A 13,595-nucleotide genomic window follows, 5' to 3' on the forward strand; every position below is an offset into this window, starting at 1 on the left:
CTGCCATGCCGACCGAAATAGCGACTCCGTTCCGTTTCACGTCCGACGACGCGCGCCGCGCCGCGATCCTGTTTGCCGGCTTCGTCCTGCTGCACCTCGTGTCGTGGCCGGTGGAGTACTCGTTCGGCTACTGGGTGTTCGGCGATCGCGGCAACTTTCTGAATCTCGCCTATCTGCAGGATGCCGGGCTGCGGATCGGCGTCGACACCTACTACCTGTACGGTCTGCTGCCGGTGCTGGTGCAGGACGGCCTGTTCGCCGTGTTCGGGCGCGGACCGTGGCCGATCATCGGCTGCCATGTCGTCTATCTCGCCCTGATGGCTGGCGGCTTCGCGGTGCTGGTCCGCAACGCGACCCATCCGCTGCGCTGGACGCTGCTGCTGTTCGCGATGAGCCCGATCATCATCTGGGTCAACCAGAACGTGCAGTACCTGTTCGTGCACGTGTCGATGATCTGGGCGCTGGCGCTGGTGCTCGAACGGCGACTGCCGCTGGCGCTGGTCGTGTCGGCGATCGGCTGCTGGAGCGTGCCGAGCCTGCCGCTGGTGCTGACCGCCGGGTTGCTGCTGCTGATCGCCATCGACTGGTGGCGCAGCGAAAGCCGCAGCCTTGCCGCGCTGCTGCGCGCCGTGGTTCCGGCGGCGATCGCCTACCTCGCGATCGGCGCGGCATTGACTCTGCGCTATGGCTTCGAATCGGTGCTGGCCACGGCACTGCCGTTCCAGGGCGCGTCGTTCTACAAGAGCGTCGACTACGGCCTGTTCACGTCGCTGAAGATCTTCCTGTACCCCGGACGCACCGAAGCGCGGCCGGAATGGTCGCCGCTGCGCTACTACCTGTTCGACCGCGCGACCTGGTGGCTGCTGAGCTCCGCGCTGCTGACCGTGTTCAGCGCAGCGGCATTGAAGGACGTGCTGGTCAAGCGGCGTCCTTCCGCGCGCAGCCAGTTCATCCTGCTCGCCGGCGGTTTGCACATCGTGTTCGTGCTGGTCGCCTACGGCATTCCGAGCCAGCACGTGTTCTACGACTTCCTGCTGGTGGCCGGCGTCGTCGTCGCATTGGCCGGCATCACCCAACCCACGCTGCAGCGCGGGCTGATCGGCATCTGGGCGCTGGTGGCGGTCATGAGCCTCGGCAATCAGGCCGGCAACACGCGCTGGCTGTGGAAATCGACCCAGCCCAGCGCCGAAAGCCGCGGCTTCTACGCGTTCCCCGAGGTGGTGAAGGATTTCGGCGAGATCGTCGCGTTGTCGAAGCAGACCAAGCTGCTGCTGCTGACCTATGCCACCGGCGTGCATCACTACTACCCGACGGTGCACACGCCGCAGAGCTGGATCATCAACTACGGCCAGCTGCTGCCGGCCGACAAGACCCGGCTGCTGGCCAGCATTGCCGATGCCGAGCGCGTGGTGCTCGACATGACCCGCATCACCACGTTCTTCGAGCGCGACCCGGATGTGGTCAAGGCGCTGTCGGCGATGTGCCTGGTCAGCCGCGGCAACCACTTCGCGATCTGGCGCCACACGCCGCCCGATCCGGCGACCGGCCAATGCGAGTCCTGGGTGAAGCCGCTGCCGGAAGACATCCGGCTGCGCGGAGAATTCGCGCTGTGACCGTCAGGCTGCCGCGCGAGGTGGCGACGCAGTTCCTGCGCTTCGTGCTCGTGGGCGGCACCGCCACCGGCATTCATTACGGCATCCTGATTTTGCTGCACGAGCACTACGGATGGCCGCTGGTGCCGGCGACCTCGACCGGCTTCGCGATCAGCGCGATGTTCAACTTCACCGCCAGCTACTTCTTCACGTTCCGGAGCGCCGCGCCAATCACCCGCTCGATCGGCCGCTACGTGGTGGTGTCCGGCACCGGGCTGGCGCTGAATGCCGGCATCTTCTGGCTGCTGAACAAGGCGCTGCACAGCCACTACATGGTGGCGCAGGTGCTGGCGACCGGGACGGTGATGATGTGGAACTTCAGCCTCGGCCGCCTGTTCACGTTCGCCGGCAATCGCGCGCCGCGCTGACGCTCAGCGGCGCTTGAAGCGCCGCAGGATCTTGTCGAGAAACGGTCGCGCCGCGTCCGGCGCCAGCTTCTGCAGCAGCCCGGCATAGCTGAGCACGCCGCTGAGCGTGGCCACCGCGAGCACCACCGCATCGTGCGCGTGGCCGCGCAGCAGCAGGATCACGCCGCTGACGACCACGCCCATCCCGATCGCCGCAGCGAGCAACGGCGCCTGCGCCCGCAGCACCGTGGCGAGCCCGATGCCGGATGCTCGTCGCAGGTAGTGCACCGGCAGCACGGCCGTCAGCACCGGCTGGATCGCCAGCGCCGCCGCGGCCGGAACCAGGCCGAATGGCGCTGCCACCGCCATTGCCAGCACCGTCGACGCGGTCTGCACCGTCGACGTCTTGGCCACGGGCTTCTGCTGATGCAGTCCGAGCAGCGCCGAGCTGAGCGCGTAGTGGGTGACGTACGGCAGGCACATCAGCATCAGCAGCTGCGCGGCGACGACACCGCCGGCCCAGCGGGCATCGAGCCAGACCGCGAACAGCACCGGCATCACCGCGGCCGCACCGATCGCCATCGGGAAGCTCAGCACCGCCATGTCGCGCAGCACCCGCGCCAGTGCGTCGGCGAGGCCGGTTTGATCATCGGTGTAGCGGCGCATCTCGATTCGCGCGACCTGGAAGCGCGGCGAGATCGTCAGCTGCAGCAGGATTTCGTTGAGTCGCGACGCCAGACTGAACAGCCCGACTTCGGTCGTGCCGACATACAGGCCGAGGATGAAGCGTGGTGCCTGCCCGGCGCCCCAGGACATGGTCTGCGTGATCAGCATCGGCCCGGTGAACGGCATCATCTCGGCCATGTGCCGGCGGCTGTAGCCGAGTTCGAACGGCAGCGGGACGAAGTACCAGATCAGGATCAGGTTGATCGCCCGCTGCAGCATCGCCTGCCAGACCAGCGCCCAGACGCCGTAGCCGAGCACGGTCAGGGTCAGGCCGACGATGCCGCTGATGCCGATCGACAGGATCGTCCGCTGCGCCAGCGGCTTGAAGTTCATCTCGCGCCGGGCGGCGGCGTTGGGTGCCGTGGTGATCGCGGTCAGCACCGGCAGCAGCGCCATCCAGCGCAGCACCGGCGCCAGTTCCGGCTCCTTGAACAGCATGGCGATCGGCTCCGCGCACAGCGCCACGGTCACGCCGAGCACGATGGCGAATGCACCACCCGCCGTCGTCATCGTCGCGTAGTGCCGGCGATCCGGTTCGCGCAGCGCCAGCAGCGCTTCGGTGGTCGCGATCTCCATCACGTGCTCGCAGAAGCCGACGAAGATCATCACCAGCGTGATCAGCCCGAAGGCATGCGGCCCCAGCAGCGGCGCCTGCACTGCGAACAGCAGCAGGCCGAAGCCCTGCGCAAACAGGTTGCGCAGCGTGTTCCAGGCAGTGGGCGACAGGTCAGGCAGGCGCAGCGCCATCGGCGGAGGGCTCGAATCGCATCAGGATGAAGGTCGGACCGGTGGCGTTCGCCGATCCGGCGGCGCAGGGCTCAGCGCGGCGTCCAGACCTGCCAGGTCGGCGGCGGCGGGGCCGGCTTCAACAGACCCCGCAGGCCTTGCAGGCTGGTCGCCGAAGCCGCTTTCATACCATCGAGCATTGCCGAACGGCCGGGCGATGACGGATTGATGCCGAGCTTGCGCAGCCGGTGGTTCAGCCAGTAACTCTTGGCGCGCTGCGCGACCGACTTCAGCTCGTAGTTGATCGACAGCGCCACCGAGATGTTGTCGCCGTTCTGCACCCAGTGCGGGGCCGTGACCGGAATGTGAATGCCCTGCCCGGCCTTGAGGTCATAGACGGTGGCGTGCGCCTGCTTCGCCTCGCCGTAGCGTGCGGCACTCGGCGCGCCGGAGAAATAGCCTTCCAGTTCCTCGTCGGTCACCTGCTGCGCCTTGGTGTGATCGAAGACGTGGAAGGTCTTGTCGCCGGTGACCTGCACGAGGTAGTTCAGCTCGGCATCGAAGTGGTACGGCGTGATCCGGTTCGGTGACGACACCAGGATCAGCGATTCGCCGACGATCACGTCGTCGCGCATCTGCGCGCCCGAATACTCGACGAACTTCGACAGGATTTCCTGCAACACCGGGCCGATCACCGGGTCCTGCTCGGTGTGCTTCATGATCACGATCGAGTTGTTGTCGGCAATGCCGCGGATCGTGTCCTGCAGCGAATAGCGCTCGGCCATTCCCTTTTCCCAGGGATCGTTGATCGAGACCCGGCCGTTCGACCAGTACGCGAAGTCCGGATGCGCCGGCAGCCGCTTCGACAGCTCGACCAGGCTGTCGAGTTCGAACAGCGGATTGCCCTTCAGGCCGTGCTCGAAGCAGAAGCTCTGACGGTTGTAGTGGCGGGCGAAATCGCCGTTCGGGTCGTTCAGCACCGGCCGGCCGTTCTGGCGCAGCGGATCGTGGTTCGGTGCCGTTGCCGGGGTCGGTGTCGCGTGCATGCCTGTCATCCGTTCAGCCTGTTGCTAGACACCGGCAAGTCTGTTGACCCAGCCCCCCCTTGTCAAAGGTCAGGATGCGCTAGCGATCCGTCTGCAGCGAGCACCGCTTCTCGCGACGCCGTCACGCAGCGAAGGGGCGACCGGCGATCAGCAGCGGGGCCTGCATCTGGCCGCCGGCAAAGTCGTCGCACAGGTCCTGCCGTCGGGCTTCGCTCTGCGCGATGGTCGGCACGTGGCCGAGGAATTCGAGCAGATCCAGCGTCAGCCGGGACTTGTCGGTCGCGAACAGGCCGTGTGGCGCGCCGGGATACTCGATCAACCGCGCCTGCGGAATGCCGCGCGCGGCGGCACGGCCAGCGGCGTCGATCGGCACGGTCTTGTCGGCCGTGCCGTGGATGATCAGGGTCGGCAGATCGAAGCTCGCGAGATCCGGTCTGAAATCGGTGGTCGCGAACGATTTCGCGCATTCCAGCGTGGCCTTGAGGCTGGCCTGCATCGCCACCGTCTGACACCAGCGCAGCAGCTCGCTGCCGACCGGATGGCTGATCAGGCTCACGCCGAAGAAATCGCGGAAGAAACCTTCGAAGAACGCCGCGCGATCGGCGGTCATCGACTGCGCCATCTCGGCGAACACCGTGGCGTTGGTGCCATCGGGGTTGTCGTCGGTCTTCGGCATGTACGGCACCACCGACGAGATCAGTGCGACGCGGCTGATCGCGGCGCGTCCGTGCCGCGTCAGATACCGGGCAATCTCGCCGCCGCCCATCGAGAAGCCAACGAGCGTGACATCGGATACACCGACGTGCGCGATGACATCGGCCAGATCGTCCGCGAGCGTGCCGTAGTCATAGCCGACCCAGGGCTGGGACGAGCGACCGAAGCCGCGCCGGTCATAGGCGATGGTGCGATAGCCGGCCTCGGCGATTGCCATCGCCTGATCGTCCCAGCTGTCGGCGGACAACGGCCAGCCGTGCAGAAAGATCACGGCCGGGCCGCTGCCCCAATCCTTGTAGTACAGCGAGGTCTGGTCGCGCGTGGTGACGATCGGCATGGCGGGCGGCTCCTGGGGTGAACGGGACAAGGCCATCGCACTGTCGGTGCGATCTTCGGGGCGTTCCGTTCGCTGCCCCACCGAGCCCCGGCCGCAGCCCTCGCGTCAGCGCGACGCGGGCACGGCGCATGCGGCCCTGCGGTCATGACATCCCATGTGCAGCATCGATCCGGCCCGAGCCAGCGTCCGCGCGGCACGGCCGGCCGTGCGCTCGCGTCGCTGCTCGTTGTCGGGCTGATGGCGGCGGCGCCGGCGGGTTGCGACGATCGGAAGATGGCGCCCGCTGCGCCGGCCTCGGCAGCCGCGAAGGTGCCGGCACCGGCGGGTGATCGCGCCCGGCGCGAGCTGAATGTCGGCTACAGCCTGCTGTACCAGCAGGCTGTGGGGATTCCGAAGATCGAATGGCTGCTGATGTTCAAGCAGCAGCGCCCGAATCTGCTGCCGGTGACCACCGAGCTGCTCGATCTGTACCGGCGCTTGTCGGCATCGCTGGAAAAGCTTGCCGGCCAGTATCCGGCGCTGCGGCTCGATGCCGAAACGATGCCGCCGGTCATAGCCGAAACGCGAACGGCCGTCGGAATGGATCTGGCGAAGGACATCGCGCCGCTGACCGGCGCCAGCGGCCTGCCGTTCGAGCGGCAGTTGCTGCTGACCTTCTACTACGCGCTGGACGAACAACGGCATCTGGTCGGCGTGATGATCGAACGGGAACCCGAGCCGGGGCTCAAGCAGTTCCTGCAAGGCATCAAGGACGAGCTGGACGCGCGCCGGCTTGCCATCGGCCAGTTGCTTGAACGTCAGTACTTTCGCCCGGCACGCGGGCCCGCCCCTGCCATCCGACGAAAACCGACAAGGCCATGAGCGCACGAAAATCGCTGCGCATCCTGCTGCTTGCCGGCGCCGCCGCACTCGCAGCCTGTGCCGGCGGGCCGGACAGCGTGGCGGCCGCACGCCGGGTCAATGCCGAGCGGCCGGTGACCCTCAGTCGACCGTCCGTGCTGTTCCTGATCGACATGACCGATGCCCGGCGGATGGACATCGAGGAGAGCCGGCTCGCGCTCGAACGCGCGACCACGCCAGCGGTTCGCGACTATGCCGACACCATGCTGCGTGACCAGCCGCGGCTGCTGGCCGAACTGCGCGCGCTTGCGCTGGCAGCCAACGTGGTGCTGCCGGCGACAATCGGCGCCGACAAGCGCAGCGGCCTCGCCGCGCTGGCCGAGGCGAACGGCGCGCCGTTCGAACCGCGCTATCTGCGCTCGATCCGGATCGACCACGTGCGCGATGTCGCCGTCTTCCGCGACGCGCAGGACCTGCCCGATCGCGCGATTGCCGACTTCGCGCGGCGTCAGCTGCCGCTGATCCAGTCGCATCTCGACGGCGTGCGGCTGCTCGAACGCACGCCCTGAGCCGCACCCACGAAAAAGCCCGCGCGAGGCGGGCTTTTTCACAACGATGCAGCGAATGAGTTGGCTCCCCGACCATGCCGTGCTGCGAACCCGGAGTCTGGTGGTTTCCTTGCCGGATCGACTGAGGCGCGCGGCGTGATGGATGGGCGGTCGCTGAACTTTCATTGTCGGGGCTGCCAGCTGCGGTTCGTGGCGGTGCCGACGCGCTCCGAGGAGATGCCGGAGCGGGAGTTTCTGCCGACCGCTTACTTCGCCAATTGCCGCGATTGCGGGGCGGAGGCGGAGCAGGCGGCCTGGGAGGTGAACCTGGCCAAGGCTTGGACGCGGGCAACCGGGCCGCGGACGGACGGCGGCAAAGCGGCCAGCGCGGCGAACCTGAAGGGGCACCCGACGCCGGAGGAGGCGCGGATCACCCGCTTCAATGCGATGAAACACGGCGTTTTTGCCGAAACCGCGCAGTACTTTCCGGCCCGGCCGGGGCAGTACCCACACTGCGACGGCTGCGAGCACTTCAATGCTGGCTGCGACGTTCGGCCGGCGCGCGGGCACAAGAACCCGCCGGGCTGCCTGAAGCGCACCGAGCTGTTCATGGATTTCACGATCGCCTTCGATACCCGGGATCCGAAGATGCTGGGGCGGTACCAGGCGCGGCTGCAGGCGCTGGTCTGGCAGATGACGAACGACATGATCCTGACGATCCTGAAGGATGGGGTCAGCTTGCGGACGCCGGAATGGGCGTTGGACAAGGAAGGCACTGTGCGACTGGCGACCTATGTCGATGACTACGGCGACACGCGGACGATCCAGAAGGTGGAGGCGCACCCGCTGCTGAAGCTGATCATCGAGTTCATGAACCGCAACGGCATGACCCTGCCGGATTCGGGCATGACGATGAAAGTGAAGGATGAGCAGGAAACGATCAGCGGCTTCCTGACCGACGACAAGCAGGCAACCGACAGCGCCAACGACTTCCGCGCCCGACAGACGGCGGCACTGGAGAAGCTGGGCACGCTGATCCAGCGATCGCAGCAGCGCGCGAGCCGTGACCCGGTGCTCCTCGAGCACGAGGCGCTGGAGAACGACGATGGCCAGCCCAAGCCCTGAGCTGCCGGCGGATCAGCAGGCGGTGCTGCGGCACGCGCTGGGCCTTGACCGCAAGAAGACGCCGTACCGGAACCATTTCTGCGCCGATGTGGGGCACACCGACTGGGCCGCGCTGCAGGCGCTGGTGCAGGCCGGGCTGATGCTGCAGCGGCGCAGCGCGATCTCGCCGGGCTGGATTTTCTTCGTGACCGATGCCGGCCGGGCGGCGATCACCGAGGGCCTGCCGGCGTGAGCGGCGATCGCGTCAGCCCGGCGCAGCGGCTGCGGGCGCGGAACCTCGCCGAGGTGGAGGTGATGCGCTACGCCGACGATCACGCGATGTGGCACAAGCACGTGCACAACGTGGATCTGGACACGATGCAGATCCTGAAGATGACGGAGATGGATCAGCACCCGTCGACCGTCGATTTCAGCTGCCGCCGCACCGGCAAAACCTCGACCAAGGAACTGTGGGATCTGAAGTACCTGGCGACCAACGCCGACCAGGAACTGGGCGTGGTGGCCCCGCGCGAGGCACAGGCGCAGGTGAACCTGCGCTATCACCTGGACGCGATCCGGCGATCGCCGGTGCTCGATGCCTGGCTGATGTTCGACCGCGGCCGGCGCCAGTTCGGGGACACCCGGTACCAGTTCGCGAACCGCAGCGTGGCGGCGAGCTACGGGATCATGAGCCAGGTGGACGGCGGCGACCTGACGGTGGCCAGCCTCGAGGAGGTGGACGACATGCCGGCGGACCGGCTGTACAGCCGCTTCCTGCTGATGCTGGGATCCAGCCGCCGCCTCGGTGCCAGCACGGAATCCGTGAACCGACCGATCATCCGGATCACCGGGGTCTACAAAGGCGCGGACACCTTGGCCAACATGGTGGCCAGCGGCAAGTACCACGCGCTGCCGGTGGTGGACGTCCATCTGGCGATCGAGATGGGCATCGTCAACGCGGCGTTCATGGAGGAGATGCGGGATAGCCTGCCGGCGCACGAGTACATCCGGCAGCTGCTGTGCCGGAACGTGTCCGGCAAGAACCTGATCTGGGAAGCCTGGGTGCGCGCGGCGATCCAACTGGCGATCAAGGCGAAGATCGAGATCTGCGAGCCGATCCCGGGCGACACGTACCGCAAGCGCGGGCTGATCTCGTTCGGCTATGACCACCTGGGCCACGGCGAGGATCCGACCAGCTCGCGATCGGCGCTGGTAGTGCTGGAGCAGATCGGCAATTTCGAGGTGCCGATCTATGCCCGCACCTGGTCATCCACCGCCGACGAAACCGACGTGAAGAACGACCTGCGTTCTTTCTGGCGCTACTACCGGCCGGACTACGCGATGGGCGATGCCTATGGCATCGGCATGCTGACGGCGCTGAACGATGACCTGCTGGCCACCGGCCTGACGCCGATCGACCGGCGGACGATCGGCGACGGGCAATCCAGCCCGGCCACGTGGGCGGAGTGGGCCTTTGCGCCGATCCGCTTCGAAGGCATGACCAAGCACACCATGGCGCAGCAGCTGCGCGCCAGCTTCCAGAATCACCGCGTGGCGATGCCCTACGTGGATGACGCACCGGACACCGACCGCGCCGCGGTGGACATGCGCGACCTGCAGCGGCAGCTGACGAACATTGTGGCCAGCGCCACCAGCAAGGCCTACAGCAGCTACAGCCGACAGGAAAAGAAGATCGGCGATGACCTTTTCGACGCCTACTGCGCCGCCAGCCACGCGCTGAACACGCGCGGCACCGGCCAGGTGCAGACCCTGATCCTGACGCGCCAGCAATCCGAAGCGGATCTGCTGGGCACCACCGTGGAGCTGATGTGATGAGCTTGCTCGATCCCCTGATGCGGTATTTCCGAAGCAACCCGGCCCCGCTGCCCACGCTGACGGCGCCGACGATCGGCACGCTGCTGCCCGGCGAATCGCCACCGCGCACCACCGAGGCCGGCTTCCGCACCACGCCGGAACAGCAGCTGGAGCTGATGTACCTGCGCATGGAGCCGAGCTTCGTGCTGCGCAACACGATCAACGAGATCCGCGAGATGGATCAGCGTGATCCGCGGGTGAAGAAGATCCACGAGCGCACCGCCCGGGCGGCCTGCAAGGGCGGGCTGATGCTGAAGGTGAGCCCGCAGGCAGACACGGTGAAGCGGCTGTGGGACAGCTATCACCGGCGGCTGGAGCTGCACCGGCGCGAGAAGCTGGAAAGCGACATGCGCGGCGCGCTGATGGAGGGCAACCTGCCGATCCAGTGGGTGATCGACCACGACAGCGCCCGCGTGATCCGCGGCGTTCGAATGCCGACCGAAACGATCAAGCCGCTGGTGGGCGCGAACGGGCAATTCGAAGACCCGGCAGCGGCTTACCAGCAGTGGGATTGGCTGCGCGGTCAGGCGATCGCGAAGTTCCCGCTGTGGCAGCTCAACCTGGTGCGGATCCGGCCGGACAATTACGACAACTGGGGCAGCTTCGGCCGGCCGTACCTGGACGCCACGCGCACCGTGTGGCGCCAACTGGTGATGACCGAACGGGATCTGGTGGTGCGCCGCCACACTCGCGCGCCGCAGCGCCAGGTGCACGTGCTGGAAGGCGCCACCGATGCCGAGCTGCAGGCCTACGAGCAGAACCACCGGAGCAAGCAAGGCTTGGTCACGACGGACTACTACCTGAACCGCAAGGGCGGCGTGACCGGCATTACCGGCGACGCCAACCTGGACCAGATCGCCGATGTGTCCTACCTGCTGGACACGTTCTTTTCAGGCGCGCCGGCGCCGAAGGCCCTGTTCGGCTACCTGGGCGAGACCGCGCGCGATGTGCTGGCGGACCTGAAGCAGGATTACTTCGACGAGCTCGACGCGCTGCAGGACAACGTGAGCTTCATCTACGAGCTGGGCTTCCGGCTGGAGCTGCTGCTGCACGGCATCAACCCGGATGCGGAGGAATTCAGCGTGCAGTTCGCCGAACGCAAGACCGACACCCCGAACCAGCGCGCGGATCTGGCGCTGAAGCACCAGGCACTGGGCGTGCCGCGGCCGATGGTCTGGAGCGCGGCCGGTCTGGATCCTTCGGAGGTGCAGAGGCACATCGACGCCGCCGGGGAGAACTACGACCCCTACCCCGGCGCCGCCGGCGGCACTGGCCGGCCGCAGCCGCGGGTGTCGATCACGCCGGGGAATCGGCCGAAGGGGGAAAGTGCAACGAGTGTCACGAATACCTAGTAGGGGGCTGAGCGTGTCCACGCGCACGCACGAAGTCATGAGGGCCGGGAGGTTGCTGTGCGAGGCATCCGGCCATTCGCAGATTGCTGCCTCTGCTCGCACCGTAAGCCCCCGCATCGCGACGGCCGCCGATACCCCTGAAGGCGGAGGAAGACAGAAAGCGGCAGTGGGGAGATTGGCTGCCGCTGATAGTCGAATTCCACCCACGCATGCTATGCGTCGGCATCTGGAACTGGAAGGGTCCGCCACTGCCGAAGTTCTGGCCGACGTTGCCGGTATTCCTTCCGGCCGTGTCAGTGCCTTGTTGGGCTGGATATTGCCGAGCTGTTGAAACATGCGCTTGAACTGGCGATTGCGGGAGGTTTTGTGCTGCCGCCACTGCCGCCTGGGATTGTTCTACACCCGCGGCTAGGCGACTTGCACGACCGCCTTCAATTACAGGGCTACGGGTTGTTGGTGGCTCGATCACTGCTGCAATACGCTTTGAAGCCCAACGTGGGTTATCCGACAAATTGACAGATAACAACCTTTTAGCCGAGTTATAAGACACGAATGGCGGATCTCACCCCTACCCAGCAACGCGCGATTAATCAAGGTCTGAACCAAGCGCTGCGGAACGCCTGGGATCAGGTCGCAGCCCTCGATGCCGAATCCCAGCGGCTGGTGCTGGCGGAGTACCAGGCCGCGGCGGTGGAGATCCTGCGCGGGCTGCGGGCCGCAGCGGATCGCGACGGCGCGGTGCCGGTGGCGGCGCTGCAGGAAGTGATCGGCCGGGTGAATCTGGCGCTTGAGGCCTTGCTGGTGGCGCAGCAGGCGCTGGCGGAGCAGCAGGTGTTCCGGGCGGCGGTGATCGGCGCCGGGGCGATTGATCAGTTGCGGCTGCTGGCGACGAATGGCGAGATCGAGGCGGATTCGGTGGCGCGGCTGCCGGATGCGCGCGAGGTGGCGGAACGCGTACGGCAGCAACTGGTGCACGCGCCCGGGCCGGATGGCCTGCGGCTGTCCGACCGGATCTGGCGCAATCATCAGGGCCTGCGGGCGGAGCTGCTGCCGGCGATCCAGACAGCAATCATCAACGGGCAGGCCGCGCGGGATGCCGTGCGCGGCGTGCTGGGCCGGGCCGGTGCCGCCACGGCGCAGCAGATCGGCGACATCGAGCTGGCCAAGGCCGGCGCGCTGGGTGACCGGGCGGCGGAGATCCTGACCGGGCCGGAGGCCAAGGCCTATGCCAATGCGCTGCGGGTGCTGCGCAGCGAGGTGGACCAGGCGAACATCCTGACGACGCGCGAAGGCATCTATGCCGTCGAGGACGTGGTGGGCACGCGGTTTCTGCTGAGCCCGTCTCACCCGAAGTTCGATATCTGCGATCTGCACGCCAACGTGAACCTGCACGGCCTGGGCCGCGGCGTGTATCCGCGCGGGCAAAGCCCGCTGCCGGCACACCCGAACACCCTGAGCTTCGAGGAAGCGGTGTTCAGTTGGGAGGTCACGCCGGAGGACCGCGCGCAGCGGGATGATCCGATCGCCTGGCTGCAAGGCCGCCCGGCCGGCGAGCAGCTGGGCGTGCTGCAGAGCCGGGACAAGGTGGCGGCGCTACAGGCCGGCCTGCTGCAGCCGGGGGAGATCACCACGCCGTGGCGGCTGCTGGCGTCAAAATACGGCACCCGCCTTCCGGAGCGCGCCGCTTGAGCCTTCCCCTGCCCGTTCAGCCTCGCATGGCCACCGTGGTCGACCTGACCGGTGAGCGCCAGCGCGTGGTCTGTGTCTGCAATCACACGATTTTCGATGGCGTGGTGATCAAGAGCCGCGTGGTGCGGCTGCTGCCGCGCGGCGGTGCCGAGGCGCTGTGCCGCTGCAAGGCCTGGGTGGCGGTACCGGTGACCTATGCGCCACCGGGCACGGCATGAAGCCCTGGCGCGAACGGCTGCGGGATGCCGCGCTGGGTTCGCTGAAGCCCGAGGAGATCGCACGGCTTGATCGTGTGGACCAGGCGCACTTCGCTGCGATTGCCGTGTTCGGCAACGATGCCGACGCCGGGCGGTGGTACTACGGCACCACCTCCGAATTCGGCGGCTGGCGATCACCGGAGGCCGTAGCCGCGGACGGCGATGAAGGGCTGGCGCAGGTGCTGGCCAAGCTGGAGGCGATGAAAGCTACCGTCACGCCGAAGCCGGACCCGTTCCCGATCACCAGCGCCGGCCGCCGGCGCGTGTTCAAGGCCCGACGCTCCCCGATTTGACCGCGCCCGCAGTTGGCGCATACTGGAGAGGCAAGGCATAACGCCACGTCGCGAAAGCCGCCGCACTCGATAAGGGTGCGGCGGCTTTT

Annotated in this window: 14 protein-coding genes; 11 read left to right on the forward strand and 3 right to left on the reverse strand. The window is 67.1% G+C overall.

The genetic code is table 11. From position 1 onward, the window contains the following. Positions 1-5: 5 nt before the first annotated feature. Both QZ951_RS14915 and QZ951_RS14920 read left to right on the forward strand, forming a co-directional pair. Positions 6-1,613, forward strand: coding sequence for a hypothetical protein (locus QZ951_RS14915; protein ID WP_293001913.1), 1,608 nt, complete (start codon positions 6-8; stop codon positions 1,611-1,613). After that, entirely contained in the window at positions 1,610-2,020 is a 411-nt protein-coding gene (locus QZ951_RS14920; RefSeq protein WP_293001916.1) for a GtrA family protein, read from the forward strand. The genes QZ951_RS14915 and QZ951_RS14920 overlap by 4 nt, the downstream gene beginning before the upstream one ends. Positions 2,021-2,023: 3 nt before the next feature. Here the strand turns inward: QZ951_RS14920 and QZ951_RS14925 are convergent, their stop codons facing one another. From QZ951_RS14925 to QZ951_RS14935, 3 genes are all read right to left on the reverse strand, one after another. Continuing rightward, the gene (locus QZ951_RS14925) at positions 2,024-3,472 is read right to left on the reverse strand and encodes an oligosaccharide flippase family protein (RefSeq protein WP_293001919.1); all 1,449 of its coding nucleotides are present in this window, start codon (positions 3,470-3,472) and stop codon (positions 2,024-2,026) included. A gap of 71 nt (positions 3,473-3,543) precedes the next feature. After that, positions 3,544-4,497, reverse strand: coding sequence for a cupin-like domain-containing protein (locus QZ951_RS14930; RefSeq protein ID WP_293001921.1), 954 nt, complete (start codon positions 4,495-4,497; stop codon positions 3,544-3,546). 121 nt (positions 4,498-4,618) lie between these two features. Further along, on the reverse strand, positions 4,619-5,548 hold the full coding sequence (locus tag QZ951_RS14935) for an alpha/beta hydrolase (protein ID WP_293001923.1): 930 nt from the start codon (positions 5,546-5,548) through the stop codon (positions 4,619-4,621). 273 nt (positions 5,549-5,821) lie between these two features. Between QZ951_RS14935 and QZ951_RS14940 the strand changes: the two genes are divergently transcribed. The 9 genes from QZ951_RS14940 (at position 5,822) to QZ951_RS14980 (ending at position 13,506) form a co-directional block, all read left to right on the forward strand. Further along, positions 5,822-6,409, forward strand: coding sequence for a hypothetical protein (locus QZ951_RS14940; RefSeq protein WP_293001925.1), 588 nt, complete (start codon positions 5,822-5,824; stop codon positions 6,407-6,409). Beyond that, a complete protein-coding gene (locus tag QZ951_RS14945; RefSeq protein WP_293001927.1) occupies positions 6,406-6,957 on the forward strand; it encodes a DUF4142 domain-containing protein in 552 nt (183 codons plus the stop codon). The genes QZ951_RS14940 and QZ951_RS14945 overlap by 4 nt, the downstream gene beginning before the upstream one ends. Before the next feature lie 189 nt (positions 6,958-7,146). Then, positions 7,147-8,061: a hypothetical protein gene (locus QZ951_RS14950; RefSeq protein WP_293001930.1), complete on the forward strand. Its 915-nt coding sequence runs from the start codon at positions 7,147-7,149 to the stop codon at positions 8,059-8,061. Continuing rightward, positions 8,042-8,293: a hypothetical protein gene (locus tag QZ951_RS14955; protein ID WP_293001932.1), complete on the forward strand. Its 252-nt coding sequence runs from the start codon at positions 8,042-8,044 to the stop codon at positions 8,291-8,293. Before QZ951_RS14950 ends, QZ951_RS14955 begins: the two co-directional genes overlap by 20 nt. Next, on the forward strand, positions 8,290-9,873 hold the full coding sequence (locus tag QZ951_RS14960; protein WP_293001934.1) for a hypothetical protein: 1,584 nt from the start codon (positions 8,290-8,292) through the stop codon (positions 9,871-9,873). The genes QZ951_RS14955 and QZ951_RS14960 overlap by 4 nt, the downstream gene beginning before the upstream one ends. Beyond that, positions 9,873-11,267, forward strand: a complete 1,395-nt coding sequence (locus QZ951_RS14965) for a hypothetical protein (protein ID WP_293001936.1) — start codon at positions 9,873-9,875, stop codon at positions 11,265-11,267. Before QZ951_RS14960 ends, QZ951_RS14965 begins: the two co-directional genes overlap by 1 nt. A 552-nt stretch (positions 11,268-11,819) precedes the next feature. After that, positions 11,820-12,956, forward strand: coding sequence for a hypothetical protein (locus QZ951_RS14970; protein ID WP_293001938.1), 1,137 nt, complete (start codon positions 11,820-11,822; stop codon positions 12,954-12,956). Further along, positions 12,953-13,174, forward strand: coding sequence for a hypothetical protein (locus tag QZ951_RS14975; protein ID WP_293001940.1), 222 nt, complete (start codon positions 12,953-12,955; stop codon positions 13,172-13,174). Before QZ951_RS14970 ends, QZ951_RS14975 begins: the two co-directional genes overlap by 4 nt. Continuing rightward, positions 13,171-13,506 carry a hypothetical protein gene (locus QZ951_RS14980; protein ID WP_293001942.1) on the forward strand — a complete coding sequence of 112 codons (336 nt, stop codon included), beginning with the start codon at positions 13,171-13,173 and terminating at the stop codon, positions 13,504-13,506. The genes QZ951_RS14975 and QZ951_RS14980 overlap by 4 nt, the downstream gene beginning before the upstream one ends. Positions 13,507-13,595 lie beyond the last annotated feature (89 nt).

Origin of the sequence: Nevskia sp. (assembly GCF_021732705.1) — a bacterium.
Classification (GTDB): Bacteria; Pseudomonadota; Gammaproteobacteria; order Nevskiales; family Nevskiaceae; genus Nevskia.

Coding starts and splice junctions, on each gene's coding strand:
- QZ951_RS14915 (WP_293001913.1), top strand. CDS start 6: ATGCCGACCGAAATAGCGACTCCGTTCCGTTTCACGTCCGACGACGCG.
- QZ951_RS14925 (WP_293001919.1), bottom strand. CDS start 3,472: ATGGCGCTGCGCCTGCCTGACCTGTCGCCCACTGCCTGGAACACGCTG.
- QZ951_RS14930 (WP_293001921.1), bottom strand. CDS start 4,497: ATGCACGCGACACCGACCCCGGCAACGGCACCGAACCACGATCCGCTG.
- QZ951_RS14935 (WP_293001923.1), bottom strand. CDS start 5,548: ATGCCGATCGTCACCACGCGCGACCAGACCTCGCTGTACTACAAGGAT.
- QZ951_RS14940 (WP_293001925.1), top strand. CDS start 5,822: ATGGCGCCCGCTGCGCCGGCCTCGGCAGCCGCGAAGGTGCCGGCACCG.
- QZ951_RS14945 (WP_293001927.1), top strand. CDS start 6,406: ATGAGCGCACGAAAATCGCTGCGCATCCTGCTGCTTGCCGGCGCCGCC.
- QZ951_RS14955 (WP_293001932.1), top strand. CDS start 8,042: ATGGCCAGCCCAAGCCCTGAGCTGCCGGCGGATCAGCAGGCGGTGCTG.
- QZ951_RS14965 (WP_293001936.1), top strand. CDS start 9,873: ATGAGCTTGCTCGATCCCCTGATGCGGTATTTCCGAAGCAACCCGGCC.
- QZ951_RS14970 (WP_293001938.1), top strand. CDS start 11,820: ATGGCGGATCTCACCCCTACCCAGCAACGCGCGATTAATCAAGGTCTG.
- QZ951_RS14980 (WP_293001942.1), top strand. CDS start 13,171: ATGAAGCCCTGGCGCGAACGGCTGCGGGATGCCGCGCTGGGTTCGCTG.